Annotated in this window: 21 protein-coding genes; 18 read left to right on the top strand and 3 right to left on the bottom strand. The window is 41.0% G+C overall.

Features of this window, described 5'->3' with window-relative positions; genetic code table 11:
• Window positions 1–27: 27 nt before the first annotated feature.
• Window positions 28–768: a Nif3-like dinuclear metal center hexameric protein gene (locus V7O67_RS08335; RefSeq protein WP_406669849.1), complete on the top strand. Its 741-nt coding sequence runs from the start codon at window positions 28–30 to the stop codon at window positions 766–768.
• Window positions 769–782: 14 nt separating this feature from the next.
• Entirely contained in the window at window positions 783–950 is a 168-nt protein-coding gene (locus V7O67_RS08330; RefSeq protein WP_406669848.1) for a hypothetical protein, read from the top strand.
• Window positions 951–953: 3 nt separating this feature from the next.
• On the opposite strand, the gene V7O67_RS08325 is transcribed toward V7O67_RS08330, so the two are convergent.
• Together V7O67_RS08325 and V7O67_RS08320 are read right to left on the bottom strand one after the other, a co-directional pair.
• Window positions 954–1,499, bottom strand: a complete 546-nt coding sequence (locus tag V7O67_RS08325; RefSeq protein ID WP_406671447.1) for a tRNA (cytidine(56)-2'-O)-methyltransferase — start codon at window positions 1,497–1,499, stop codon at window positions 954–956.
• Window positions 1,500–1,508: 9 nt separating this feature from the next.
• Entirely contained in the window at window positions 1,509–3,029 is a 1,521-nt protein-coding gene (locus tag V7O67_RS08320) for an AMP phosphorylase (protein WP_406669847.1), read from the bottom strand.
• 182 nt (window positions 3,030–3,211) lie between these two features.
• On the opposite strand from V7O67_RS08320, the gene V7O67_RS08315 reads away from it, so the two are divergent.
• From V7O67_RS08315 to V7O67_RS08245, 15 genes are all read left to right on the top strand, one after another.
• Entirely contained in the window at window positions 3,212–3,658 is a 447-nt protein-coding gene (locus V7O67_RS08315; protein WP_406669846.1) for a nucleoside deaminase, read from the top strand.
• A gap of 103 nt (window positions 3,659–3,761) precedes the next feature.
• Entirely contained in the window at window positions 3,762–4,706 is a 945-nt protein-coding gene (locus tag V7O67_RS08310; protein WP_342303665.1) for an IS5 family transposase, read from the top strand.
• 240 nt (window positions 4,707–4,946) lie between these two features.
• Entirely contained in the window at window positions 4,947–6,143 is a 1,197-nt protein-coding gene (locus V7O67_RS08305) for a mechanosensitive ion channel domain-containing protein (protein WP_342305315.1), read from the top strand.
• Window positions 6,144–6,179: 36 nt separating this feature from the next.
• Window positions 6,180–7,055, top strand: a complete 876-nt coding sequence (gene pheA, locus V7O67_RS08300) for a prephenate dehydratase (RefSeq protein WP_342305316.1) — start codon at window positions 6,180–6,182, stop codon at window positions 7,053–7,055.
• A gap of 46 nt (window positions 7,056–7,101) precedes the next feature.
• The gene (locus V7O67_RS08295) at window positions 7,102–7,998 is read left to right on the top strand and encodes a hypothetical protein (RefSeq protein WP_342305317.1); all 897 of its coding nucleotides are present in this window, start codon (window positions 7,102–7,104) and stop codon (window positions 7,996–7,998) included.
• A gap of 51 nt (window positions 7,999–8,049) precedes the next feature.
• A complete protein-coding gene (locus tag V7O67_RS08290) occupies window positions 8,050–9,021 on the top strand; it encodes an AAA family ATPase (protein ID WP_406657545.1) in 972 nt (323 codons plus the stop codon).
• A 42-nt stretch (window positions 9,022–9,063) separates the two neighbouring features.
• Complete coding sequence (locus V7O67_RS08285; protein ID WP_406669845.1) at window positions 9,064–9,945, top strand: DUF58 domain-containing protein; 882 nt, start codon at window positions 9,064–9,066, stop codon at window positions 9,943–9,945.
• Window positions 9,945–11,816 (top strand): BatA domain-containing protein, encoded by a 1,872-nt coding sequence (locus tag V7O67_RS08280; RefSeq protein WP_406669844.1) that lies wholly within the window; start codon window positions 9,945–9,947, stop codon window positions 11,814–11,816. The genes V7O67_RS08285 and V7O67_RS08280 overlap by 1 nt, the downstream gene beginning before the upstream one ends.
• Window positions 11,816–14,284 (top strand): VWA domain-containing protein, encoded by a 2,469-nt coding sequence (locus tag V7O67_RS08275; RefSeq protein WP_342305321.1) that lies wholly within the window; start codon window positions 11,816–11,818, stop codon window positions 14,282–14,284. The genes V7O67_RS08280 and V7O67_RS08275 overlap by 1 nt, the downstream gene beginning before the upstream one ends.
• A 295-nt stretch (window positions 14,285–14,579) precedes the next feature.
• Complete coding sequence (locus V7O67_RS08270) at window positions 14,580–17,228, top strand: PAS domain S-box protein (RefSeq protein ID WP_342305322.1); 2,649 nt, start codon at window positions 14,580–14,582, stop codon at window positions 17,226–17,228.
• A gap of 63 nt (window positions 17,229–17,291) precedes the next feature.
• Window positions 17,292–17,876: a GTP-binding protein gene (locus V7O67_RS08265; RefSeq protein WP_342305323.1), complete on the top strand. Its 585-nt coding sequence runs from the start codon at window positions 17,292–17,294 to the stop codon at window positions 17,874–17,876.
• Window positions 17,877–18,137: 261 nt separating this feature from the next.
• Window positions 18,138–19,442, top strand: a complete 1,305-nt coding sequence (locus V7O67_RS08260) for an O-acetylhomoserine aminocarboxypropyltransferase/cysteine synthase family protein (protein ID WP_406669843.1) — start codon at window positions 18,138–18,140, stop codon at window positions 19,440–19,442.
• Window positions 19,439–20,911, top strand: a complete 1,473-nt coding sequence (locus V7O67_RS08255; RefSeq protein ID WP_406669842.1) for a homoserine O-acetyltransferase — start codon at window positions 19,439–19,441, stop codon at window positions 20,909–20,911. Before V7O67_RS08260 ends, V7O67_RS08255 begins: the two co-directional genes overlap by 4 nt.
• 117 nt (window positions 20,912–21,028) lie before the next feature.
• The gene (locus V7O67_RS08250) at window positions 21,029–21,391 is read left to right on the top strand and encodes a MarR family transcriptional regulator (protein ID WP_406669841.1); all 363 of its coding nucleotides are present in this window, start codon (window positions 21,029–21,031) and stop codon (window positions 21,389–21,391) included.
• 69 nt (window positions 21,392–21,460) lie between these two features.
• The gene (locus tag V7O67_RS08245; RefSeq protein WP_406669840.1) at window positions 21,461–22,075 is read left to right on the top strand and encodes a 4Fe-4S binding protein; all 615 of its coding nucleotides are present in this window, start codon (window positions 21,461–21,463) and stop codon (window positions 22,073–22,075) included.
• A gap of 413 nt (window positions 22,076–22,488) precedes the next feature.
• Here V7O67_RS08245 and V7O67_RS08240 read toward each other — a convergent pair whose 3' ends face one another.
• Window positions 22,489–22,983 carry a DUF2115 family protein gene (locus tag V7O67_RS08240; protein WP_342305329.1) on the bottom strand — a complete coding sequence of 165 codons (495 nt, stop codon included), beginning with the start codon at window positions 22,981–22,983 and terminating at the stop codon, window positions 22,489–22,491.
• A gap of 168 nt (window positions 22,984–23,151) precedes the next feature.
• Here V7O67_RS08240 and V7O67_RS08235 point away from each other — a divergent pair, with 168 nt between their 5' ends.
• Window positions 23,152–24,249, top strand: coding sequence for a hypothetical protein (locus tag V7O67_RS08235; protein ID WP_342305330.1), 1,098 nt, complete (start codon window positions 23,152–23,154; stop codon window positions 24,247–24,249).
• Window positions 24,250–24,529 lie beyond the last annotated feature (280 nt).

The following is a 24,529-nucleotide window of genomic DNA, read 5'->3' as shown; positions in this document are numbered from 1 at the left end:
AAATTGATTCAAAATTATTCCTGTTCTATGCAATTAAAACAGATTATTCCCATTCTCGAAGAAATAGCACCTCCCGAACTTGCGGAAGATTTCGATATCAGTAAAATAGGGCTTACACTTGACCTTGAAAATGATGTTAGTAAGATAACTGTTGCCCTGGACCCTACCGAATATGTACTTAACAGAGCTACCAAGATAGGTGCAGACTTACTCATCACACACCATACACTTATTTTCCACCCCATCAACTGTATTGACAAAAAACTGGCAGACAGCCTCAAAATAGCAATTGACAATGGAATATCACTATATTCCATGCACACGAATTTTGATAAAGCAAAAGGTGGCATAAATGATGCTCTTGCAAACAGGCTGGGCCTATCAGACATAAAGGAAACTCCCATTGGCAGAATAGGAACAATTACTCCATGTTCAATAGAGACTTTTGCTAACCATGTTTCAAAGAGCCTTAACACACACATACAATATACAGGCAACAAAGAAGAAATAAAGAAAGTAATGGTTTTCGGAGGCAGTGGTTTCAGGTCAGAGTATATTGAAACAGCAAGAGAATACGGTGCAGATGCTTATGTATCATCGGAAATTAAACACGATATAATACGCTCGTTCAGTGACATGCTTCTTGTGGATGCAACACATTATGCCACGGAAAATCCGGGTATGCAGGACCTTTGTCCAAGACTTGCAGAAAAATTGAAACTCGATGTGGAATTCATAGACCATGACCCCCTTATCAAAACCATCTGAGAGCCTGTGATCACATGCCAGCAGAAGATGAAATGAAAAATAATGATATCGGTGAAGATGAACTCGAGGAGTTATTTGAAAAACAACTTCAGAAAAAAGGGGACCAAAAGCACCGCGGATATGGTGATTATGAAAGAAGAAGGATATACAGGGGACCCGATGTCAAAAGGGACCCTGAATAAAACCTAATTGGACAAATCATATTGTCGATTATCGATAACCTGCTTACCACATCTCTCAGGAACTATTGTTAGTTCCCCACCTTCAAATTCATTTCTCAATGGGTCACTTTTAGCTATCCGGTCCAGGGTGACAGCAACAGCGGCTACCTCGGAATGAGGCTGGTTCCCGACAGCAACGTTCCAGTCCGCAAGCTCATATATCTCAAAAGGAACCTTTTCGGCACCCACAACGATCATCAGGTTTTCGCATTCGCTTATGTCCGAAACCGCATCCGGCAGGTTTACTCCGTACATGGACAGGTGACATACTTTTCCTCCCTCTTCCTTCCATTTTCGGATCTCTGTCTTCCAGTTAACGTTATTCCTGACATAGAAATCCCCGCCCCACCTTTTTCCAACATCACATATATTGTCTGTAAGCTTCGGGTCGTCAGATGCCAGTAACATACCCTCCGCACCAAAGGCTCTGGCAGTGAGACCCACATGGGTAGTAATCCTTTTGTCACGCACCGGACGATGGCCAAGCCTTAAAATGACTATTCTTTTCAGGCATAGATATCAGACTTCTGTAACATCTGCCACTTTTTCAATAAGCATTCCCTCTACGAATATTGGAGGATACTCCCTGCAATACTTAACAGCTTCTTCGAGTTTTTCCTTCTTCTCAGCATAAATAGTTAGCACAGACTGGTCCTTTTCTACAAGTTCACCACGCTTTTTGTGTATCAGGACTCCTGAACCCTTATCGTTAGGTGCGCCGGCAAACCTTGCAGCCTGTACAATGCGCTTATTATAGAACTCAATAACATAACCATTTGCAGGAGCCTTGATTTCTGCAGTGAATTCACCTAGTGCAATATCCTTATAAGTGACATCGGGATTACCTCCCTGAATCTCAATAATTTCCTTCATCTTTGCAAGAGCTTTACCGTTTTTCAGGGTTTCAAGGGCAAGATCTCTTCCCTGTCCTCTGGAAGCGGCACCACCCATCTCAAGCAGCATTCCTGCAAGGATTACACTTTTTTCAATGAGGCTGTTAGGACCTTCCATGGTTTCAAGGACCTTCAAAGCTTCAATAACTTCCAGCGCCGGACCCACTGTCCTGCCTACCGGGGACGAACCATAAGTAAGAGCACAGTCCACATCCATACCAAGACGCTCTCCAAGGTTTATAAGGTCCCTCGCAAGTTTCCTGCCAGCCTTAACGTCAGGTATTTTTGTACCTGAACCCGTGGGAATATCCATTACAACTTTCTGGGCACCTACAGCGCCTTTCTTTGCCATAATAGAAGCCAGCAACTGGCAGTGAGGATCAATTGAAAGCGGGTATTCTACTTTAATAAGCTTATCATCTGCCGGTGCTATATTTGTTGCACCGCCCCACACAATAACGCCACCTACCTTCTCGGTCATGTCCTTTATCTGCCGGGCAGAGAATTCCACCGGCGCCAGAATCTCCATGAGATCCGCAGTCCCTCCGGCACCTGTAATTGCACGGGAACTTGTTTTGGGAATGAGCAGGCCATTTGCAGCGACAATAGGTACTATGAGCAGGGAAATTTTATTGCCAGGTACGCCGCCAATGGAATGCTTATCCATGATTGGTGATGTGCTGAACTCTAATCTTTCACCGGTGTCTATCATGGCTCTTGTAAGCCATTCGGTCTCATCCTCTGAAAGGTCTTTAATGTAAGTTGCAGTCAAAAAGGCGGCAAGCTCTATATCACTAAGATTTTCCTCAACGATGTCCCTCACCAGCTCGTTTATCTCATCCCTTTCAAGTTTCATACCGTCCATAACTTTCCTGATGATACGGGCGGATTTAGGTTTCTCTGCAGCTTCAACCTCTACCATCTCTGTCCATTCCCGCTGAAGCTGCTCCTGCACCTCATGGTACAGCCCGATCATGCCGGGAGATATCATGTCTTCTGTAAAGTCAACGATAGCAGTAAGAGTCACATGATCCCTTATCCTGACCCGGTCTCCTTCATAGACTCCCAGCTCTTTTGCATCGATGGTGTTCATAACCACTTTATACTTGCCGACTTTGATATCAATTGGCTGTACTTTCAACTGCATTTTTTACACCTTTTAATCTTATACTGTCAAGCGCACTATTGAATAAATAGGTTTATGGTGAGTTTTGGAAATTGAATAGGAATATTGAACTCGGATACTTGCTTTTATGCCAAGACTTCACACCCACCACTGCACTTAAAGCCCACAAATTATAATACTGCCTCATGAACGCCTTTATGCAAATGGCCATAGAAGAAGCACGTCACGGTATGGAACACGATCACGGAGGACCATTCGGGGCGATTATCGTGAAGGACGGCAAGGTATTATCCAGGACCCACAATGAAGTGTTGAGAAGCAATGATCCAACGGCTCACGCAGAAGTACTTGCCATCAGGCAGGCTTCAGCTGCTCTCGGGAAATTCGACCTTTCCGAGTGCGAAATATACACCACATCCCAACCCTGTCCTATGTGCCTTGCGGCTATTTTCTGGGCAAGGATAAAAACAGTTTATTATGGTTCCGATAAAGAAGATGTTGCCCTTATTGGTTTTGATGACAATCTTTTTTATGAGTATATTCGGGGAGAAAGTCAGGATAGTGGAATAAAGCTGATTAATATTGAGAGGGAGGAAGCCCTTAAGTTGCTCAGGCAGTGGTCTGAAAAGGATGATAAACAGACTTACTGATATGAGTTTGCTTGAATTTAAGCTTGAGAGGATTTCGATAAACTACCATCAATACTCATACAATTTAATAAAATTTAAATAATAGCAAAGCAAATTTACTATTATGGATTCTTTTACTGATTTTGCCTTAAATGAAGAATATAAGCGTCTCCAATCTGTCGGAGATAAGCTTGCTGAAATTGAATATTTAGTAGATTGGAAGCCTTTTCGCCCTATTCTGGAGTCAATGTACATAAACAGAACAGCTTCAGGCGGACGGCCTGAAGCTGATGTTATTGTAATGTTCAAGATGCTTGTTCTGCAACAATGGCATGGTCTTTCTGATGCTGAGCTTGAAAAGCAGTGTATTGACAGGATATCCTTTAGGAAATTCCTGGGATTTCCTGAATATGTACCAGACAGTACAACTGTCTGGTCATTCAGGAAGAGAATTATCGACAATGGTAAAGAAAAAGCGGTGTGGGATGAAATGCAGAATCAGCTTGATGCTCTTGGTTTGAAGATTAAAAAAGGAATGATCCAGGATGCAACTTTTATTCACTCAGATCCAGGACATGCAAAAGCAGATGTACTCAGAGGAAAAGATGCGAAAACAAGAAGAAGCAAAGATGGAACCTGGACTAAGAAAAATGGTAAATCTCACTTTGGATACAAACTTCATACAATTATTGATAAGGATTATGAACTAATCAGAAGATTTGAGACAACAACTGCATCACTTCACGATTCACAGGTTGATCTGTCTGAAAAGGGTGAAGTGGTGTATAGAGATAAAGGATATTTTGGAGCAATAGCAAAAGGTTTTGCAGCAACAATGCAACGAGCTGTAAGAGGACATCCTTTAGGAATAATGGATATCCTCAGAAATGAAAGAATAAGTGTGAAAAGAGTCCCTTGCGAAAGAGTGTATGCAGTGACAAAAGAAATATTTAAAACCAGAAAGGTTCTTGTTACAACTGTAGAAAGAGTGAATGCAAAAATGTTGATGACAGCTTTTTGTTTTAATCTGCATCAATTGAGGACACTAAAAACCAAAGGAGTAATTTAGGATAGCGGAAGCTATACTAAAAATAAGGATTAATGAAGAGAAATAAACAAAATGATAAAAAATGAGAGGATATAATTGAGTTTGAATACTTTAATGATCTAAAATGAGGGAATATCGAAATCCTCTTGAATTTAAGTTTAAATTCAAATTTAAATTAATCATAAATATCATCTACTCTATATATATGATAAGATATCATTTATCAGTCAGAAGTGAAAATTACCAGTTGGGAGAGTTAAAGTGGATATAGAGCAATTCATACCAAGTATCATTTCACTGATCGTAACAATTTCACTTGTCCTGCTATTTGATTTCCTGTTCAGGAAAAGAAAGTTATTTTCAAGGGAAAAAGTGATACAGCAACTTATTTTTGTTGTAATTCTAGTCATTGGAATGCTATTCATTATTTTCACCCTTCCGATTTCTGTTGAAGACAAGAATCTGATACTTACCTTTTTAGGACTGGTAATCGGTGCCATAATCACATTTTCATCCACCACTTTTGTGACAAACGCCATGGCCGGCATTATGCTCAGGCTTATAAATCCTTTTAGAGTAGGGGACTATATTAAAATCGATGATACTTTTGGAAGAGTTACCGAAATGTACTTCCTGCACACTCAAGTGCAGTCCATGGACAGGGACCTTATAACAATCCCAAATGCAAAACTTGTTTCCAACCCCCTGAAAACCATTAGATCATCAGGGACTATTATCACTACCAGCGTATCATTGGGATACAATATACCCCGAAAGGACATAGAAAAGGACCTCTTAAAAGCAGCTGAGATAACAGGTCTTGAAAATTCATTTGTCCACATTGAAAAGCTTGGGGATTTTTCAATAACATATAAAGTTGGAGGACTGCTTAAGGATATCGAGGGCCTCATTACAGCAAGGTCTGACTTTAAAAAGAACGTCATGGATACACTACATGATTCTGAAATAGAGATCGTTTCTCCCACTTACATGAACCAGAGAGTATTCAGCGAAGACTATGTGTGCCTACCACCAAAGGAAACAAAGACTAAAGCAATTAAGATCGACTCTGAGCTTGAAATTGTGCCTGAGTTCAAAACAGAGGAAATAATCTTTGATAAGGCCATCACAGCACAAATGCTTGACAGAATATACATTACTTCAGAAAACCTGGCTCCGCGCAGAAAGGACATGGAAGAAAAACTCAAGCAAATTAATGACGAGAACGCCAGGAATGATATAAAAGAGCAACTTACTCTGTTAGCTCTAAAAGAAGAAGGCATTAAAACTCTTGTACAGGAGCTAAAAACCCTTCCGGACATCACTGCCATGAGTGATGAAAACAAGGATGTGGACGTGGAAGGCATGCTAAATACGGAAAAAGATGTAGTTGAACTTGCCGACCTTCACAGCAATGTGGAAAAAATGATCGAGAACATACTGAAAAAACAGCAATAATAAGATTTTTCTATATTATTGCCATTGGAGAACATAATGATAATTGGCGTACTTGGTCCTAAAGGAACCTATACCGAAAAAGCTGCAAAACAGTGGATACAAGAGAACAGTAGCAATGAAGAGCATATTCTGGAATATTGTGCAGATATACAGGATGTATTCATTCTTCTGGAAAGCGAAGCATGTGATATCGGAGTAGTGCCTCTGGAAAATTCTATTGAAGGTTCCGTAGGAGTTACACTTGACCTGCTTCTTGAGCATGGTGTACATATTATTGGTGAGGCGATAGTCACTATAGAACACTGCCTGCTGTCCAGAGGTAAAAAAGAAGATATCAGGATTATACTTTCACATCCACAGGGTCTGGGACAATGTCGCCAATTTTTGAAAGATCAATTTCCTGCCGTTGAGCTGAGAACCACAGGAAGTACATCTCATGCAGCAAAACTTGCCACTGAATTTGAAGAGATGGCAGCTATTGCATCACCTGAAACTGCTGACATGTATGACCTTAATATTGTCATGCCAAATATTCAGGACAGGAAGCACAATCATACCCGTTTTGTAATAATTACGACAAATAATGTTCCTGAAAATGTTAAAAAATATTCAGATGAACAAAAGCAAGATGGCCTGTATAAAACATCTATAATAGTCTATCTTGACCGTGACCGCCCGGGTGCTCTTTATGCCATACTGGGTGAATTTGCCAGGTACGATATCAATTTGACAAGGATTGAATCGAGACCTTCTAAAAAAGTACTTGGTGACTATGTTTTCTATATTGATTTTGAGGGAAATATAAACGATACTATTATAAAACATGCAATGTTTAATATAAAGTCCAACGTAGCAATGTTAAAAATACTTGGATCATATCCTAAATTTGATTCTTATTGTGAATCCAATTAGATGAACAAATAATCATTATCTACTGAATAAAATAAACGGTGCCACCATGGATATCAGGGATTTCGTAAAAAAACAGGAAGCTGCCCTAAAAAAATACCGCAGGGCCTATAAGCTAATAGATTTCCTGACAATTTCACTGGTGCTTTTTACCCTGCTGTTCCTGTTAAGTATGGATAAAGCATTTGCCATGATGAGTACTTTTGAAGTAAGGGCAGGAACAAGTTACGATTTCGCAGGTATAAGCATTGCATTTGAAACTGTCGCACTGGCATTTATTTCCGCATTTCTGGCTTTGATATTGACCTTCCTGATACACAGACGTGATGACAGGACCGGTATTTTACTAGTAGTAGAAGAAAAGTATCCAAACCTGCAGGAAAAACTACGTACTGCATACGATAACAGGGATACTGACAACATAATAGTGAAGGACCTGTTAAATATAGTATCCTCAGGCATTTCAAAAGTTCAGTCTTCAGCTTTTCTAAGAAGAAGACGGCTTACACTAGGCTTGGTGCTGATACTTATCTCTGCTTCAACACTTGGTATCATCATGTCGAATGACATTCGTACAGGTGTTGGTCCGGATGATTTTGAAAAACTTCTGGAAGATGCGGGGCTTCTGCCAGATGATGACAACACACCTGACGACCTTTATGATATCGACGACCAGACCAGTGACACTGGTGATTCTGGTAATGAAAACCTGACCGGAGAGACTGCAATCATTGTTGTAGAGGGAACTGAAGTCGACCTGACACTTCCACCTGGAACAGGAACAGGTTTCTCAAACCAGCAAGAAGCAGAAGAAGCTGATGAGGACTTTGACCAGTCATCACCCTACGAAATAAGCATCATTTCATCCCAGGCATATTATGAAGAGCTTCCTGAAGGATATGAAAGTGTTATCAAATCTTATTTTGAAGAGATGGCTAAAAACTGAACATTACATTTATAATTTACATTCATAGGACTAAGATAAAGGAGAGAACAAATGGCTAGTGACCTGAATTCGAGGGATATTACGCAGACATACAAAGTTGCGGGAGATATGTTTGCTACTCTTTTTAATGAGATTGGAAAGGTAGTTGTCGGCCAGGACGATACGGTAGAACAGATAGTCATAGCAGTACTTTGCAACGGACATGCACTTGTAGAGAGTAATCCGGGACTTGGAAAGACCCTGACTATTTCTACGATATCAAAGGCAATGGACTTAAACTTCAGCAGGATACAATGTACTCCTGACCTTATGCCTGCAGATATCACGGGAACCCACATCATAGAAGAAAGCGACGGACACAAGCAGTTCAAGTTCGAGCCCGGACCCATTTTTGCAAATATCGTGCTTGCCGATGAGATCAACCGTGCATCACCAAAAACACAGTCTGCCCTGCTTGAGGCCATGCAGGAAAAGCAGATTACCGTAGGAAATGATACTTTCCTGCTTGAACAGCCATTCTTTATTCTTGCAACACAGAATCCGATTGAGATGGAAGGTACCTTCCCGCTTCCTGAGGCACAACTTGACAGGTTCCTGCTCAAGATACTCGTAGACTATCCCAAATACGAAGACGAAATAGAGATCGTGAACCGCTATACCCGCTCTGTGATGCCTACTGTTGGCAAGGTAGTCAACAAGAACACACTTCTAGACCTGCAGAGGCTTACAAGAGACATGCCTGTTGCAGATGATATCAAGAACCGCGCTATTAAGATAGTCATGACCACACGTATCAAAAACGAGTTCATTGAGTACGGTGCATCTCCCAGGGCATCTATCGGCCTGATTCTTGCCGCAAAGGCACGGGCACTAATCAAGGGAAGGAACTTTGTCAGCAACGAGGATATCGATGCAATGGCCTATCCGGTCTTAAGACACAGGATGATACTTACCTTCGAATCCGAGAGGAAGGGAATCACCACGGATCAGGTAATCAGGAATATCCTTGAGAAAACGAAGTAAGTAAGCGGCCAGAACGGAACAGGTTAATCCGAGAAGCAGGCAATGAACAATAAAAAACATACCATCGACGTCGATTTCTTCAGGCAGCTTGACCGCTTTACCTTCATGGTAAGGAAAAAGGTATCTACCGCATATGCCGGCAGCAGGCGATCAATCCATAGTGGCAGGGGACTTGATACGGTCGGTTACAGGGAGTACAATCAGGGTGATGAACTCAAATCCATAGACTGGAAGGCCTATGCAAGATCAGAAAAACTCTACGTACGCCAGTTCGAAGAGGACAAATCCCTTACTACCCACATTTTACTGGATGCCAGCAATAGTATGGACTATGCAAGTGAAGATACCACCAAGTTTGAATACGCTACTATGCTTGCGGCAGGCTTTGCATACCTGGTAACAAAGGATAATGACAAGTTTGCGATATCAACATTTGCAGAGAATGTGGACATTACAAAACCCAGGAGAGGAAGAAAATACCTGTTACGTGCTATCGAGCGGCTCGAAACAGCTAAAGCTGGTGGAAAAACAGCTATTGATGAATGTACGATCCTGTACGGAAAAGCCATCAAATCAAGATCCCTTATCATAATTATCTCTGATTTTCTTGATGACTTCACAGCAATAGAGTCTGCTATCAATCGTTTTTCATATCACGACCTTATCCTTGTACAGGTGCTTGACAGAACAGAGAGCGCCCTTACTATTCATGGCCATAGTCGACTTGTAGACCTTGAATCTGGAGTTAAGCTTGACACATATATAAGTGAAGACCTGAAAACTGAGTATCAGGAAAAACTCACAAGCCACATAAACCAGATCAAGGATAACTGTGGCAAGGTTGGAGCCGAGTTCTACACGTTCACATCCGACATACCGATCTTCGATGCATTCCTTAACACTATCAGCAGGAGGAGATGGTAATGCCCTTTGAGACTCCTCTTGCACTTATCGCCCTTTTAAGCGTAATTCCCCTGATAATTCTTTACCTGCTTCGCCCGAAACCATTGCAGGTGATGGTTCCTTCACTGATGTTCTTGATGAAGGTACAGGAAGAGAAAAAACGTTTCTACACTTCCATTACCAAACTTATCAAGGACCCTCTTTTCCTGATCCAGTTGCTTGTGTTGATATTGCTTGCCCTGGCAGCGGCAGCACCATTTATAGAGACACAGGAACCCCTGAGCGGAGAACACACAGTCATCATAATAGACTCTTCCGCAAGCATGCAGACTGACAACAGGTTCAGCGAGGCAATATCAAAAGCTGAAGGTTACGTGAGCAAGAAGAACAGCATCATACTTGCACAGAGCACTCCTGTTACAATACTTGAAAGTGAAAGTTCGCAGGCAACCTATGACACGCTTGACACGCTTAAAGCAAAAGCAACTGTTGCAGACCTTTCAAGTGCCATTTCAGCTGGCATGAGATTGCTCTCTGATGAGGGAGGCAATATTGTCGTAGTATCCGATTTTACTAACTGGAATGGTGATGACCCGGTCAATGCCATGAATCTGGCAGAATCATACGGGCTTACTGTGCAGTTTGTCCTTGTTGGCAGAGAAACTGATAATATAGGGTTCATTCAGGGTAGCATTGAGGCTGTAGATAATAGTTATACCTATACGGGTGTTGTTAAGAATTATATGAACAGCAGGCAGGTCGTTGATCTTGAGATAAAGAATCTTGACAATGGCAAAAGCAATGATGTTTCACTTAATATCCCTGCACACTCCACAAAACAATTCCAGCTAACAAATCTTGGAACAGGTATTACAGAAGTGGCAATAGCAGATGATGACAGCCTCATGGCCGATAACACTGCCTACATATCCATACCGAGAATATCTGACAGACAGCTACTCTTTGTAACAGATGTCGATAATCTTCCCTCACAGGTAGCACTATCGTTGATACCGAACATTAAGCTCAACCAGATTGAAGGCGTGCCTGAAGACCTGTCCAAATACAGCATGGTAGTAATTGCCAATAAGGAAAGGCCACTCGCAAGTAATGAAATAGCAACCCTTGATAATTATCTCAGTGGTGGAGGAAGAGCTGTTTTCATTGCCAGTGAAGCACTTTCATCTCAAAATGCTAAAATTGAATTGCAGGAAATTCTTCCGGTAATACCTGCTTCCATAGAAGATTCAGATTATGGTGTAACCCTTGAAGTTGTTCAGGAAACGCGACTTAGCGAGGATATAAAATACGAGGAAGTTGCTATGTATCGCTTCCTTAATGTCAGCTCAAGGATCGATTCCACCACTCTTGTAGCTACTGACGACAATATACCTCTGCTAGCATACGATTCTGTAGGGGATGGAACTGTTGTGTATCTTGGCATTAATGATATCACAGGCGAAGACGCCTGGAATAATTTCTATAATAAACCGGAGTATCCGGTGTTCTGGTTCAAGCTGGCAGGATGGCTTGGAGGAACCGGCAGTGTACAGGATTATAATCTAAAGACAGGAACCATCTCAGCACTGGCGAAAGAACAGGATATTCAAACTCCAAATGGTACCCAAACCGTTAGCCGTGTCCTTTATGATGAGACCGGCACCTATCAGGTAGCAGGAAAGGAAATCGCTGTTAACCTGTATAATGACAGGGAATCTGACACTACTATTGAAGAAGACGTTATAGAACGCTCACAGGTACAGGAAGGACCTGAAATAGTGCGTTCCAGCTCCTATACTGCAAAGAACTATCTGGACATTTATATGATAATCATTGTTTTTATCCTTGTTGTACTTGAACTCCTTATAATAAGAAAAAGAGGTGAGCTCTGATGGTCAGGCTTGAGAATCCGGAGATGCTCTGGCTGATTATCCCTGCCCTTATTGCAGGTTTCTATCTCCTGAAAAAAGGAACAAAGAAAGGACTTATTATTTCACGTATAGTTGTTGCCACACTGCTCATAGTTGCTCTTGCATCACCTTTTACACTCGTACCAAGAGTAACGACAGATGACAATCCAGACCTTGTGATAATCTCGGATGAAACTGCCAGCATGGAATTATTCGAAAACGGTACGGCAGCTAAGCTATATGAAGCTCTAAGCGCCAGGACATCTGCATCAATTGTTCGACTCACAGGAGATAATACTGCACTTGGAGATACCGTTATGCAGTATTCCACCGGAGATAACCAGATAGTACTGGTCACTGACGGTAACAGTAACACAGGCGAAGAACTGGAAGATGCACTGCAATTTGCAAAGGAAACTGGCACTACTGTTTACTATGTCCAACCAGAATTGGAAGAGAATGACCTGACCGTTCAGATAGAAGGCGATAAGACCATAATTCTCAGGAACGAGAACCAGTTCAATATCGTTGTATCTCAGGCAATGGAACAGGAAATAACGTATAGCTATGAACTCTATATTGATGACAATCTGGAAAGGAGCGGACCGATTATACAAACCACCCGTGAGAAAAGTATACCTGTGACAAAGGTGATATTCGACAAACCAGGTGCACACACATTAAAGGCTATTATCATACCTTCCGGCTTTGACGTTGACACGATCAACAATCAATATTATAAATCTGTATATGTTGTCCCGAAACCTACTATTCGCGCCATAGGTCTTGAAACCAATTCTCCGCTTGCAGACATATTGTTAAATCTCTATGATGTATCAACTTCCGGAGAACTTGATAATATCGACGATAAGAAGGCAATAATCCTCGATAACACTCATGCAAACACATTCACTAAATCCGAGGTCGAAGAGCTGAAAGATTATCTCAATGAAGGAAGAGGTATTGTCGTGGTAGGAGGAGAACGCGCCTATAATTATGGAGATTATCTCGATTCCCCTATAGAAGAGATATTACCAGTGCTCTCAAAACCTACGGATTGGAGTGGTGGCAGAAATATAGTCTTGCTGCTTGACAATTCACATAGCTCAGTCGATTATGAAACTTATGACTATATTATATCAAATGCCATTTTAATCCTAAATAATAAAAACTTCAAGGATTCGTATGCAGGAGTTGTAACTTTTGGTGGTAAAGGTACTGACATATCCAATGGACTGGTTTATCTTGGAACTCAATCAAATGCACAGAAACTTGAAGAAGAGCTCAAAAACCTGATAGCTGGCGGCGGTAGTGGTGCTACTCTTTTGCATGAAGGATTAAATGTAGCTGATAGCTGGCTTGAAGGAGAAGAAGGAAAACTGGATATTATAATACTATCAGATGGTGCCTTCGGACAGACATATGATGAAACGTTGCAAGTTGCTAAAAAAATACATGACAAGGGAATTAGCTTTTACTTTATAAAAATCAATTCCGGCGACCCGGGACAATCATACCTTAAAGATGACAAAAGTAATTATTATGCAGATTTATTAATGGAGAATGTTGAAGGAAAAACAATTTATCTTGAAAAAGGACAGCTTGTAGATGATATTTATTTTGATGAAAGTGACACATCATCTGAAAGCCCTGATAATCTGGATGTCGGAGTTTTTCCTCTGGTCAAATACAATACCAAACATTTCATCACCAGAAACATCGAAATAAATGGCAGTATCACAGGGTACAATGATGTCACTCCAAAAGCCGGAGCTGACAGGCTTATTATTACAAGCACCGGAAAACCGGTACTGACCACATGGAGATACGGGCTTGGAAGAGTTGCTGCCTTGTCAACCGATAACGGACAGGGAGGAGATAATATGTGGGCCACACAGTTGTACTCGGATAACAATTCAAAGCTGATGTCCTCAACTGTGAACTGGGCAATCGGTAATCCAAGGGAAGAGACCGGAGCTGTTGTAGATGCACCAGACACATGGTATGGTACACCAGTTACAATCGAACTGACAATGTATGATGAAGGTATTCCCACCCTGAAGCTGGACGGCGATGCACTTGACCTCTCACTCACAGGGAATAATGTATATGAAGCCGTTATCGACCCCAGTCCAATTGGTCTCCATGACCTTTCTGGATATCCGGTGGCAGTGAACTATGCACTTGAATACCGTGATGTGGGACTGAACGAGGACCTTCCCGCACTTATCAAAGCATATGGAGGAAATACCTTTTCTCCAAATGAAGCAAGGGCTAATTTGTTCGAAGAAGCACAGGGTAAATCTGAAAAACTTGTACGTGACAATGTAAGTCAGAAGATATACTTCCTGCTTGCAGCTCTTATTATTTTCCTTGGAGAAGTTATACTAAGGAGAATAAAAGAGATAAAAGAAATGAAGAAACTGCAACAACAGGAAAGTGATGCATAATGTTGTGCATTTTACATTGAAATTAGGGGGGGTCATACTACAAATTGACCCTCTTCACCAAAGGGTTAATCTTGATATAGCCGTACATTTTTTGTTTTTATGTTGAATTTATAACTATTGACACCTATGTTTATTAGTTATTAAGTCAAATAATGTTTTTAGTAACAATTACGTAATCAATTAGACAGTAATTTAGCAATTTGAGATTGATGTCAAACTCCAAATTGAAAGTGGTGGCTTTGAAAGGGTTTTGACTTTATAGTTTCTAAAAAATTTGGTTGAAATGGGGAATCAAATGACAGAAAATCAGGTATTGAAGATATTGTTTGTTGAAGACATGCCTGAAGATCTGGAATTAGCTAAGAGGAAAATAAAGGATTATGGAATCCGATTTGAGACATACTTAGCACAGAACGAAACTGAATTCTTACAAGGTTTATATGAATTTGAACCGGACATCATAATTTCTGATTATTTACTTCCTGAATTTGATGGGATGCGGGCACTTGAATACTCGCTTACATATGATAACACTGTTCCGTTCATAATTCTAACGGGATTCATAAATGAAGAAATTGCCGTGGATAGCATAAAAGCAGGAGCAACTGATTACGTACTAAAAGAGCGTATCAGTAGACTGCCCAGTGCCATAAAAGAAGCCATAAAGAAAAAAAGTGTGCTCCTTGAAAATAAGCAGGCAACTGAATCTCTGGAATTTATGTCGAAAATAATTGAGCAATCTCCTTATTCAATTATTTCGACTGACATGGAAGGAATTATAACAAGCTGGAACAAGGGGGCTAAAAGAACCTTTGGTTTTACTTCAGAAGAAGCTTTGGGTCAGCATATATCCCTGCTTTACCATGATACTTATCTTGACATTCTGAACAAGGATATAATAGAACCGCTTCTTTTAAATGGATATCATCAGACGCAGGTCAGTTTGAAACGTAAGAGTGGAGAATCATTCATTGGTTCTTTATACCTCTGGCTGATTAAAGATATAACCGGACAGGCTTCAGGGATGGTAGGGTACACGCTTGACATTACTAAACGAGTAAAGGCAGAAGAAGAGCTTCGAATAAAAGACCAGGCCATAGAATGCAATGTTGATGGTATTGCACTTTTGGAGCTGGACGGCAGGATAAGCTATGCGAACGAAACTGCCTTAAAAATCTGGGGATATGAAAACAAGGCCGAGGTAGTTGGAAAGAATGTTGAGGAGTTCTTTGATACTAAATACAAAAGAAGCGAAATATTAGAAATAATAAAAGATAAGGGATTCAAAAGTGAACGAAATGCCCTGAGAAAAGATGGAACTATTTTTCCTGTATGGGTATCTACAACGACAATTAAAGATGCTTCAGGCAACTCAATTGCCTACATGGGCTCTCTTGTAGATATTACTAAAATAAAGAGATCACAAGAAGCGTTAAAGGAAAGCGAGGAAAAGTATCGCCTCCTCGCTGAAAATACCCTTGATTGCATATGGTTAATGGACATGAACATGGCTTTCACTTATGTGAATCCTGCGATTTATTCCATACTTGGTTTTCTGCCGGAAGAATGGATCGGCTCGAAACTAAGTGACCATTGTGACGAAAAGAATTTCATGAAAATAATGGATCACGCAAAAATCGGAATGGAAAGTTCACCAGATGTTACCGAACTGACCTTTCAGGCAGAAATGCTTAATAAAAACGGAGATAACGTACCCATCGAGATCACAGGTAAAATACTACACAGTACTGATGGAATTCCCATTGGCTTTCATGGAAACGCAAGGGACATAACCAAGAGAATTCTCGCAGAAGAAGCTTTAAAAGAAAGTGAGGACAGACTTAAACTTGCAATGATGGTCTCAGAACATGGTTTTTGGGAATGGGAGCTTGACCTTAATGAGTTTTATTTCAGTCCGAATTCATATAATGTGCTCGGCTATGAAGATCAAGAGTTTCCAATGTCACCTGAGATATGGGGTAAATTACTGCATCCGGAAGACCGGAAGAACATATTGCCAGAAATTATAAGCTCTATAAAAGAAGAGAAAACTTTCACTTTTGAGATACGTATGCTTTCAGGCTCAGGGAAATGGAGATGGATACTGGCCAAAGGAGCCACATTCAATGGAAACAGAGGTAGCCATAGAGCCATAGGCACTCTTGTTGATATTACTGAAAGGAAGAAAACTGAAGAACAGATGCTGCTGGCGAGAATAGCTGCTGAAGAGGCAAACCGCTGTAAAAATGGTCTTCTGACTAACATGAACCACGAGTTAAGAACTCCCCTTAATTCAGTTATAGGATACTCAGATGTTCTGATAGACCAAAACATCAAAGAACTTGACGATAAACAGAAGAAATACCTGCAGATCATCAATGATGCCGGATACAAACTACTTAATCTAATTAATAATGTACTGGACCTGGCACAGATCGAAGCTGAAGGGATGGGACTCAAATTTTCAGCTTTTGAGCCGGCTGAGTACGTTGAGGAAGTAATTAGAAGTACAAAACTACTGGCCACAAAAAAGAAGATAAATATCAATGTCAACATTGACGAAAGTACCACTGAAATAACTGCAGATGTTGATAAGTTTAAAGAAATACTCTATAATCTGGTAGAAAATGCTTTGAAGTTCACACCTGAAAAAGGAACCGTTACCGTTAATGTAAAGGTCGAAAATGAAGAAATTGAAGTATCCGTAGAAGACACCGGCATTGGAATTGCAGAAGAAGATAGAGAACGGATCTTCAATTCCTTTATACAGGTGGATAGCTCCAACACCAAAAAATACGGAGGAGCAGGTCTTGGACTCGCACTTGTCAAAGAATACCTGAAAATGCAAAGTGGAAATATATGGGTGGAAGGTGAATCAGGGAAGGGTAGCAAATTCATTTTTCGAATCCCTGTTTATCCAAAGGAAAGAGCTACCGATATATAGCAACAGTAAGAGAATATCAATTGACAGTTTTTAAGTTTTCAGATGGCATAAGGAGTTCACAATATGAAAGTAGGCATCATAGGCGGAGCAACAGATAGTGGAAAGACAACAATGATCCTTGATCTCGCTAAATACCTGAATTCAAAGGGAGAGAAAATAGGAGTTATTGTACAGGAAACCGGGGAAGTGGACTATGATGAAAAAACGCTTGATGGACTGGGAATTAAGACAAAGGAAGTCAACAGTGTTTGTATCCCTTGCTCCCTTGATACGGACATCAGAAGTAACTTACTGATACTACAGGAAGAATTCAGTCCGGATACGATTTTCATTGAAACTGAAGAAACTGTGCTTCCACATAAACTAAAAGCAGACATTGAAAGAATGGCACTTCCAAATACTGAACTGCTTCCAAGTATAGTGCTTATCAATTCAACTGAATTTGAAATAAAAACAGACCAACTTATAGAGTATTCAAAAAAACAGGTAGAAGGCGCAGAAATAGTATGCATCAATAAGATAGAACTTGATACAAAGGAACATATAACTGCTGTTAAGAAACTTGTACAAAAGCTGAATTCAACTGCAAAGATACTTAAAAGTCCAAAAGTCAGGGAAGACGCATTTATGGAAACGCTGCTAGCTTAATTCCTTTGCTTCATAAAAGAAAATTGTATCATACCATTATTTTAATTCATAGCTTCTGGCTGTTTTTATTCTTTATTCAATTTAGAAGCGTGGATTTTTTTATAAGGAGTACTAAAAAACAAAATCTAAACCACAAAACCCCCATTAAAATAACCAATGGTTATAATAAACGTACAGATTATGCAATGTTTTATATAAAACGACGACCATTAGCTAATATCACAACAAAGTTGTGCATGAGAGAATACAAGAGGAAACAACATGGACGCGAAACAATATGGATTCAATACCCTTGCTCTGCATGCCGGACAGATACCGGACCCTACAACAGGTTCCCGTGCAGTACCGATCTACCAGACCGCATCCTACACCTTCAAGGATTCAGACCATGCAGCCAATCTGTTTGGTTTGAAGGAATTCGGTAACATCTACACAAGGCTTATGAACCCAACTACCGATGTCCTTGAGAAGAGAGTTGCTGCCATTGAGGGCGGTGTTGGGGCATTAGCTGTTTCATCCGGCATGTCTGCAATAACCCTTGCAACTCTTGGAGTTACCAGGCTGGGTGACGAAATTGTTTCCGCTGACAACCTCTATGGTGGGACATACCAGCTATTCAATAATACATTCCCAGACCTCGGACGTAAAGTAAGGTTTGTAGACTCTACTAAACCTGAAGAGTTCAAAAAAGTGATTAACGAGAAAACAAAAGCAATCTACACAGAAATCATAGGTAATCCTAAGCTGGATGTGGCCAACCTGGAGGAGCTTGCAAAGATAGCACATGAGGCAGGCATTCCGCTCATAGTGGACAACACCGTAGGTATTGGAATCACACGACCAATTGATTATGGTGCGGATATTGTTGTACTTTCGGCAACCAAATTCCTGGGAGGACATGGCACTTCCATTGGCGGTATCATCGTAGATTCCGGAAATTTCAAATGGGACAACGGCAAGTATCCCCAGTTCACAGAACCAGATCCCAGCTACCACGGACTCAAATACTGGGAAACCTTTGGAGATTTCCCGGAACTTGGAAACATTGCCTTCATAATCAAGATGAGAGTTCATCTGCTCCGCGACCTCGGACCTGCAATGAGCCCCTTTAATGCCTTCCAGTTCCTACAGGGACTTGAGACATTGCTCTTAAGAGTAGAAAGACACAGCAAGAATGCACTCGAAGTTGCAAGATTCCTCAACGTTCATCCTCTTGTGGAATGGGTCAATTATCCGGGACTTGAGAATCATCCAAGCCACGAACTTGCCAACAAATATCTCCATGGTAAATATGGGGCCATCCTTGGATTTGGAATAAAAGGAGGTCTTGAAGCAGGCAGGAAGTTCATCGACAACGTGAAACTGCTCTCACATCTTGCAAATATCGGTGATGCGAAGACACTTGTCATACACCCCGCATCCACGACCCACCAGCAGCTAACAGTGGAAGAAAGAAAATCCACAGGTGTTACCGATGATTTTATCAGAATGTCTGTCGGGCTTGAAGATGTTGAGGATATAATTGCAGATATTGACCAGGCGTTGAAAAGGTCGCAGGGACTATGAAAAAAGAGAACGTAGGCATTGTTGAAACTAAGGATTTCAACTTGCCTGATGAACTTGTGCTGGAAAATGGTGAGAAGCTCCGGGATGTGCATCTGGCATACGAGACCTATGGCAACCTGAACGCAGACAAGAGCAATGCTATCCTTGTCTGCCATGCACTCACAGGGGATGCACATGCTGCCGGATGGCATTCCGGTGATAAGAAACCCGGGTGGTGGGACACGCTCATAGGCCCTGGAAAAGCACTTGATACCGGGAAATTTTTTGTGATCTGCTCCAACATACTGGGAGGGTGTAAGGGTTCAACAGGCCCGTCTTCCATAAACCCGGAAACCGGCAATCCTTATGGCCTTGAGTTCCCGGTAATAACCATAGGGGACATTGTAAGGGCACAGAAGGAACTCGTAAACCATCTTGGCATCCAGAAACTTTTTGCCGTGATCGGTGGTTCAATGGGAGGAGTACAGGTACTTCAATGGACTACATCCTACCCGGAATCCGTATCCAAGGCAATTGCCATTGCAACTACATCCCGCTCTTCCCCTCAGCAGATAGCTTTTAATGAAGTTGCCAGGATAGCCATCGCATCCGATCCTGACTGGAACAAAGGAGACTATTACACGGGAAATTCTCCAACCCATGGACTGGCTCTTGCAAGAATGATAGGGCATATCACCTATCTTAGCGATGATTCTATGCAGGAGAAATTTGGCAGGAGATTGCAGGACAAGGAGAATTACGATTTCAATATTGATTTCGACTTCGAGGTCGAGAGTTATCTTCATTATCAGGGCCAGTCATTTACCAAGAGGTTTGATGCCAACTCCTATCTTTATATCACCAAGGCCCTTGACTACTTTGACCTATCCAGGAACGGTTCCCTGAAGGAAGGACTGAAGGACGTTAAAGCAAAATTTCTTGTCATTGCAGTCAGTTCCGATTGGTTGTATCCTCCGTACCAGTCCAGGGAAATCGTAGCTGCACTAAGTGCCAATGACAAAGAAGCAACATACAGGGAGATTGAATCAAATTACGGACATGATGCATTTCTGCTCGAATCCGGACAATTAGGTTACCTGATAGGTAATTTCCTTTCACACACTATTGTTTCTGATGTGATGAAAACTGATATCGTGTCAATAAAGCAGGGTATCAGCATTGAAGAAACTGCAAGGGTGATGTTTGAAAAAGGAATAACCCACCTGCCTGTGGTTAATGAAACCAATGAACTGATGGGTATTGTTACCTCATGGGATATATCCAAGGCAGTGGCGTTGAAATGCAAGACACTCAGTGGAATAATGACAAAGAATGTCCTCACAGCAAAAGGGAATGAGGATATTGAAAGTGCTGCAAAGAAAATGGAAGAACATAACATTTCCGCACTTCCTGTTGTTGACGGAGACATGAAAATACTGGGCATCATCGGCAGTGATGAAATTAACAGGCTGATAGGCGGATACAGGTAATTTTCCATTCGACTTTTTTTTTAGTACTTCTGTTTTTTTACAGTTATGAGCAGTACTTGAAATCATTTATATATACTGCCGTTTTAATACAGTACTGTTGAAAAATGGAGGTGTCATATGATCGACTTCGCCTGCAAGGAATTTGAAATCGAAGCTGTAATAAAATGCGGCCTGAACCTTACAAAAGCAGATCTACAGGTACTCAAACATTTCCTGCAGTTTGGACAGAACTGGCTCAATACCGAGCATATTGCCGATGAACTGGGACTGAATCTTTCCACGGTTCAGAGAAGCGTGAAGAAGCTATACGAACGCAACATCCTCATACGCTCCCAGAACAATATGGACGGAGGCGGATATTTCTTCGTCTACAAGATACGTAGCAAAAAGGAAATTCGCGAGCTTATTATGGAAATAGTAAACAGCTGGGTAAAGCGCGTAGACAGTGAATTGCAGGCCTGGGCTGAAGAAAACCAGTGAAACTAACAGGGTTTCACATACCAATTTCAACTAATCAAATTAAAAACATCATTTATAATGGGTGAAATAATGCTAAAAATCACTCCTCATCTTGGTATACTCGTAATAATAGTATCTATCGCAGGACTCTGGTTCCCTCTGCTGGGATATTTCCTGCTAGTGGTCTTTGCAACTCTCATGATAACCAGTATCTTCAGGGGAAGATGGTTCTGTGGAAACCTCTGCCCCAGAGGCAGTTTCAATGACTTCTGGATAGGCAAAATCACCAGGAACAAAAAAATACCTGGCTTCCTCAGGAGTTTCTGGATCAGAATACCTCTCTTTGCAATGATGATGGGATTTATGGGCTACAGGCTGCTCTCAACTGAAGGTGTCATCAATCAGATAGGCATGGTGTTCGTAATCATGTGTCTTATGACAACTTCCATCGCAATTGTAGCCGGAATTTCTATAAGCCCCCGTACCTGGTGTACTTTCTGTCCTATGGGAACAGTACAGAACCTAATCGGTGGCACCAGATATCAGCTTCAAATGGATAACTCGAAATGTGTCAGCTGTAAAAAGTGTGACAAATCATGCCCTATGCAACTTGAAGTTCATGCCAACGAACGCAAACCGGACTGCATAAAATGTGGAAGATGTATAACCGCATGTCCGACAAAAGCACTTTCATTTGAAGCCTGAACTTGAGGTTCAGGCACTATTTTCTATTTTTCATTTTTAGCAAACATCTCTGCAGAATCCTTCTAATTGAAACTTTGAACTCAGCATTTTTCAATAACTGAACTATTTAAATAGTCCTCAGAATGGAAGCGAAGGTACGTGCCGCCTACGGCGGATGTTTGCACTGTTTTTTTGTCAATGACCTTTTGTAGAACTATCAGAAACACAAGACAAGGGAACAACAAACTTTATTGATCAGAAGTCATGAATAGCTAAGAACATCCCGGAGGGCTCCGGCGAAGCCGGCACGGTCCGAAAAGATAAAAAGAATAAAGTGCTAAACTTTTTTCCTTCATACCGATAATTAAAAGCCGTGATGTTTCTCATGAAATTGACAATCTGCAACCGTTTTTCCAGTTAATCATTCTGTCCACTCATCCCAATTCAGAACTGTCCTTACAGATACAGAACTCACAGAATGAGATATTGGTCTCTGCTTGCTTATCCTTGACCGGACAATAACAATCCAGTTCTTTCTGAGTTATCTTCGCGCCTCCCGGGAAAAGCATTCCTACAGGATGCAGTGGCTCTTTCACTATGAAGACCAGATATGCAAGCACAAGACTGGTGAGTCTTGTTAAAGCCTCTCTTTTTTTGTCTGGAGAAACGTTTTTGTCCTTTATGCTATCCAGAAGAGAACTGTAGTCCATTGCATCAATTTCTTCTTCAGTCTGAATCTGCTCATGTCTTTTCAATCTGAGAAAACTCTCGTAAAGGAAAATGAAATAATCAGATGAATAGATCGTCTTGTAAGGTTCAGGAATGTTCTCTGCAGCTTCCATTATGGCAGCCCGTGCAAGGCTCAGGTCATCGTTGGAGATGTATCTGGCTTTTTTTTGGAGTTCAGTGAATAAGTCTGATCTGTTCATCCTGTTCAGGACTAATCTTGGGTGAAAGTACATAAGTGTTTTTTCAACAAAGGACTGGAAAATCGCCAGATTCCTTTTTGTTCATTGAAAGCAATAACTCCCAATTAAGCATTTAATCCATTAGATACAATGCATATTTGGGGCAGAATATTAAAAGGGGAGTTTAATATGAGAACACAGTTTAGGATTTTATTAGAACTACTTGTAATTTTCTTTGTGCTTAGTTATCCTGCATCAGCTTTCACTACCATTGAAGGTGGGGATACAATAATCATAGACGATATTATAGAAGATGATGTGGTAGTGGCTGGCAATAATATCATCATCAGGGGAACAGTTATCGGAGACGTTATAGCTGCCGGTGGACAGGTAGATGTCCAGGGAAATATAACACAGGATCTGATAGTTGCTGCCGGGGACGTTACAATAACAGGTAACGTTGGTGATGATGTCAGGGTTGCAGCCGGGACACTGACAATCGATGGAACCGTTCAGGATGACCTAATATCGCTTTCAGGTGACACAAAAATATCCAATACCGGCTCCATTGGTGGTGACCTCACATCTGCAACAGGTCAGCTAAGCCTGCTCGGAGATGTGGAGGGAAATGTCACAGGTTCAGGTGGTGAAGTTACACTCGGTGGTGCAGTTGGTGGAAATGTTGACCTGAGTACAGGACAGCTTGTAATACTGCCAGATGCATACATCACTGGCGATCTTAAATACCGAAGCCCTCAAAGTGCAGATGTTCCTGCAGGAACAGTAGGAAAAGAGACTGACTTCCTTCTAGAAGAATATGAGGAAAAGGACGATGGCAAATTTTCCATTATTTCATGGTTCATAGGATATCTTTCACTTGTGCTGATAGGTCTTCTGGGAATAGCGATCTGGCCGGAACAGATAAAGAATATAGTTTCAAAGACTCCTGAAGTACCAGGAAAAACATTTCTCATCGGTCTTGCAATATTTATAGCAGCCATGATACTTACGCTCATGCTACTTATCACAGTGATAGGCATACCTCTTGGATTGATACTCATGGCATTGATATTTGCAGGTCTCTACATTGCAAGGATATTCACTGGTATATGGCTTGGAAAGTATTTGCTCATGAAAATGGATAAAGAATCAAAACCATGGATCGAGCTGGCACTGGGAATGTTTGTCCTGCTTCTGGTGAGTGAGATTCCTGTCATAGGAGCCCTTGTCTATATAGCTGCCACTTGCATACCTGTTGGGAATATATATTATGCAGCGAGAAAATAATAAAGGACGTAACTGTCCTTTTAATTTTTTACTGATTTTGCACTCTCATAATAGAATAATATTTAATTCAACGTTATCTTTGCTTTTAATAATTAAACAACTTTTTTTAAAAATAGTTTAGCATCAAATATGGATATTTTTACCTGCAAAAGACTGCAAAAGTTTTATTCTTCCACTTTTTTAAAGAAATTTATATAAACATTTAATAAGAATGAATGCGTAATGAAGAGCCAGATGTTCTAGACCAAAATAAGAACCAAGAGATTCAAAATAATTATTT

Origin of the sequence: Methanolobus sp. ZRKC4 (genome assembly GCF_045291305.1) — an archaeon.
Taxonomy (GTDB): Archaea; Halobacteriota; Methanosarcinia; order Methanosarcinales; family Methanosarcinaceae; genus Methanolobus.
This window is presented reverse-complemented; position numbering and strand designations above follow the sequence as displayed.

What these genes read in the sequence shown, in the direction of transcription:
- V7O67_RS08310 (WP_342303665.1), top strand. Translation starts at nt 3,762, where the DNA reads ATGGATTCTTTTACTGATTTTGCCTTAAATGAAGAATATAAGCGTCTC.
- V7O67_RS08285 (WP_406669845.1), top strand. Translation starts at nt 9,064, where the DNA reads ATGAACAATAAAAAACATACCATCGACGTCGATTTCTTCAGGCAGCTT.
- V7O67_RS08330 (WP_406669848.1), top strand. Translation starts at nt 783, where the DNA reads ATGCCAGCAGAAGATGAAATGAAAAATAATGATATCGGTGAAGATGAA.
- V7O67_RS08315 (WP_406669846.1), top strand. Translation starts at nt 3,212, where the DNA reads ATGGCCATAGAAGAAGCACGTCACGGTATGGAACACGATCACGGAGGA.
- V7O67_RS08240 (WP_342305329.1), bottom strand. Translation starts at nt 22,983, where the DNA reads ATGAACAGATCAGACTTATTCACTGAACTCCAAAAAAAAGCCAGATAC.
- V7O67_RS08295 (WP_342305317.1), top strand. Translation starts at nt 7,102, where the DNA reads ATGGATATCAGGGATTTCGTAAAAAAACAGGAAGCTGCCCTAAAAAAA.
- V7O67_RS08260 (WP_406669843.1), top strand. Translation starts at nt 18,138, where the DNA reads ATGGACGCGAAACAATATGGATTCAATACCCTTGCTCTGCATGCCGGA.
- V7O67_RS08320 (WP_406669847.1), bottom strand. Translation starts at nt 3,029, where the DNA reads ATGCAGTTGAAAGTACAGCCAATTGATATCAAAGTCGGCAAGTATAAA.
- V7O67_RS08335 (WP_406669849.1), top strand. Translation starts at nt 28, where the DNA reads ATGCAATTAAAACAGATTATTCCCATTCTCGAAGAAATAGCACCTCCC.
- V7O67_RS08235 (WP_342305330.1), top strand. Translation starts at nt 23,152, where the DNA reads ATGAGAACACAGTTTAGGATTTTATTAGAACTACTTGTAATTTTCTTT.
- V7O67_RS08265 (WP_342305323.1), top strand. Translation starts at nt 17,292, where the DNA reads ATGAAAGTAGGCATCATAGGCGGAGCAACAGATAGTGGAAAGACAACA.
- V7O67_RS08290 (WP_406657545.1), top strand. Translation starts at nt 8,050, where the DNA reads ATGGCTAGTGACCTGAATTCGAGGGATATTACGCAGACATACAAAGTT.
- V7O67_RS08280 (WP_406669844.1), top strand. Translation starts at nt 9,945, where the DNA reads ATGCCCTTTGAGACTCCTCTTGCACTTATCGCCCTTTTAAGCGTAATT.
- V7O67_RS08275 (WP_342305321.1), top strand. Translation starts at nt 11,816, where the DNA reads ATGGTCAGGCTTGAGAATCCGGAGATGCTCTGGCTGATTATCCCTGCC.
- V7O67_RS08255 (WP_406669842.1), top strand. Translation starts at nt 19,439, where the DNA reads ATGAAAAAAGAGAACGTAGGCATTGTTGAAACTAAGGATTTCAACTTG.
- pheA (WP_342305316.1), top strand. Translation starts at nt 6,180, where the DNA reads ATGATAATTGGCGTACTTGGTCCTAAAGGAACCTATACCGAAAAAGCT.
- V7O67_RS08270 (WP_342305322.1), top strand. Translation starts at nt 14,580, where the DNA reads ATGACAGAAAATCAGGTATTGAAGATATTGTTTGTTGAAGACATGCCT.
- V7O67_RS08250 (WP_406669841.1), top strand. Translation starts at nt 21,029, where the DNA reads ATGATCGACTTCGCCTGCAAGGAATTTGAAATCGAAGCTGTAATAAAA.
- V7O67_RS08245 (WP_406669840.1), top strand. Translation starts at nt 21,461, where the DNA reads ATGCTAAAAATCACTCCTCATCTTGGTATACTCGTAATAATAGTATCT.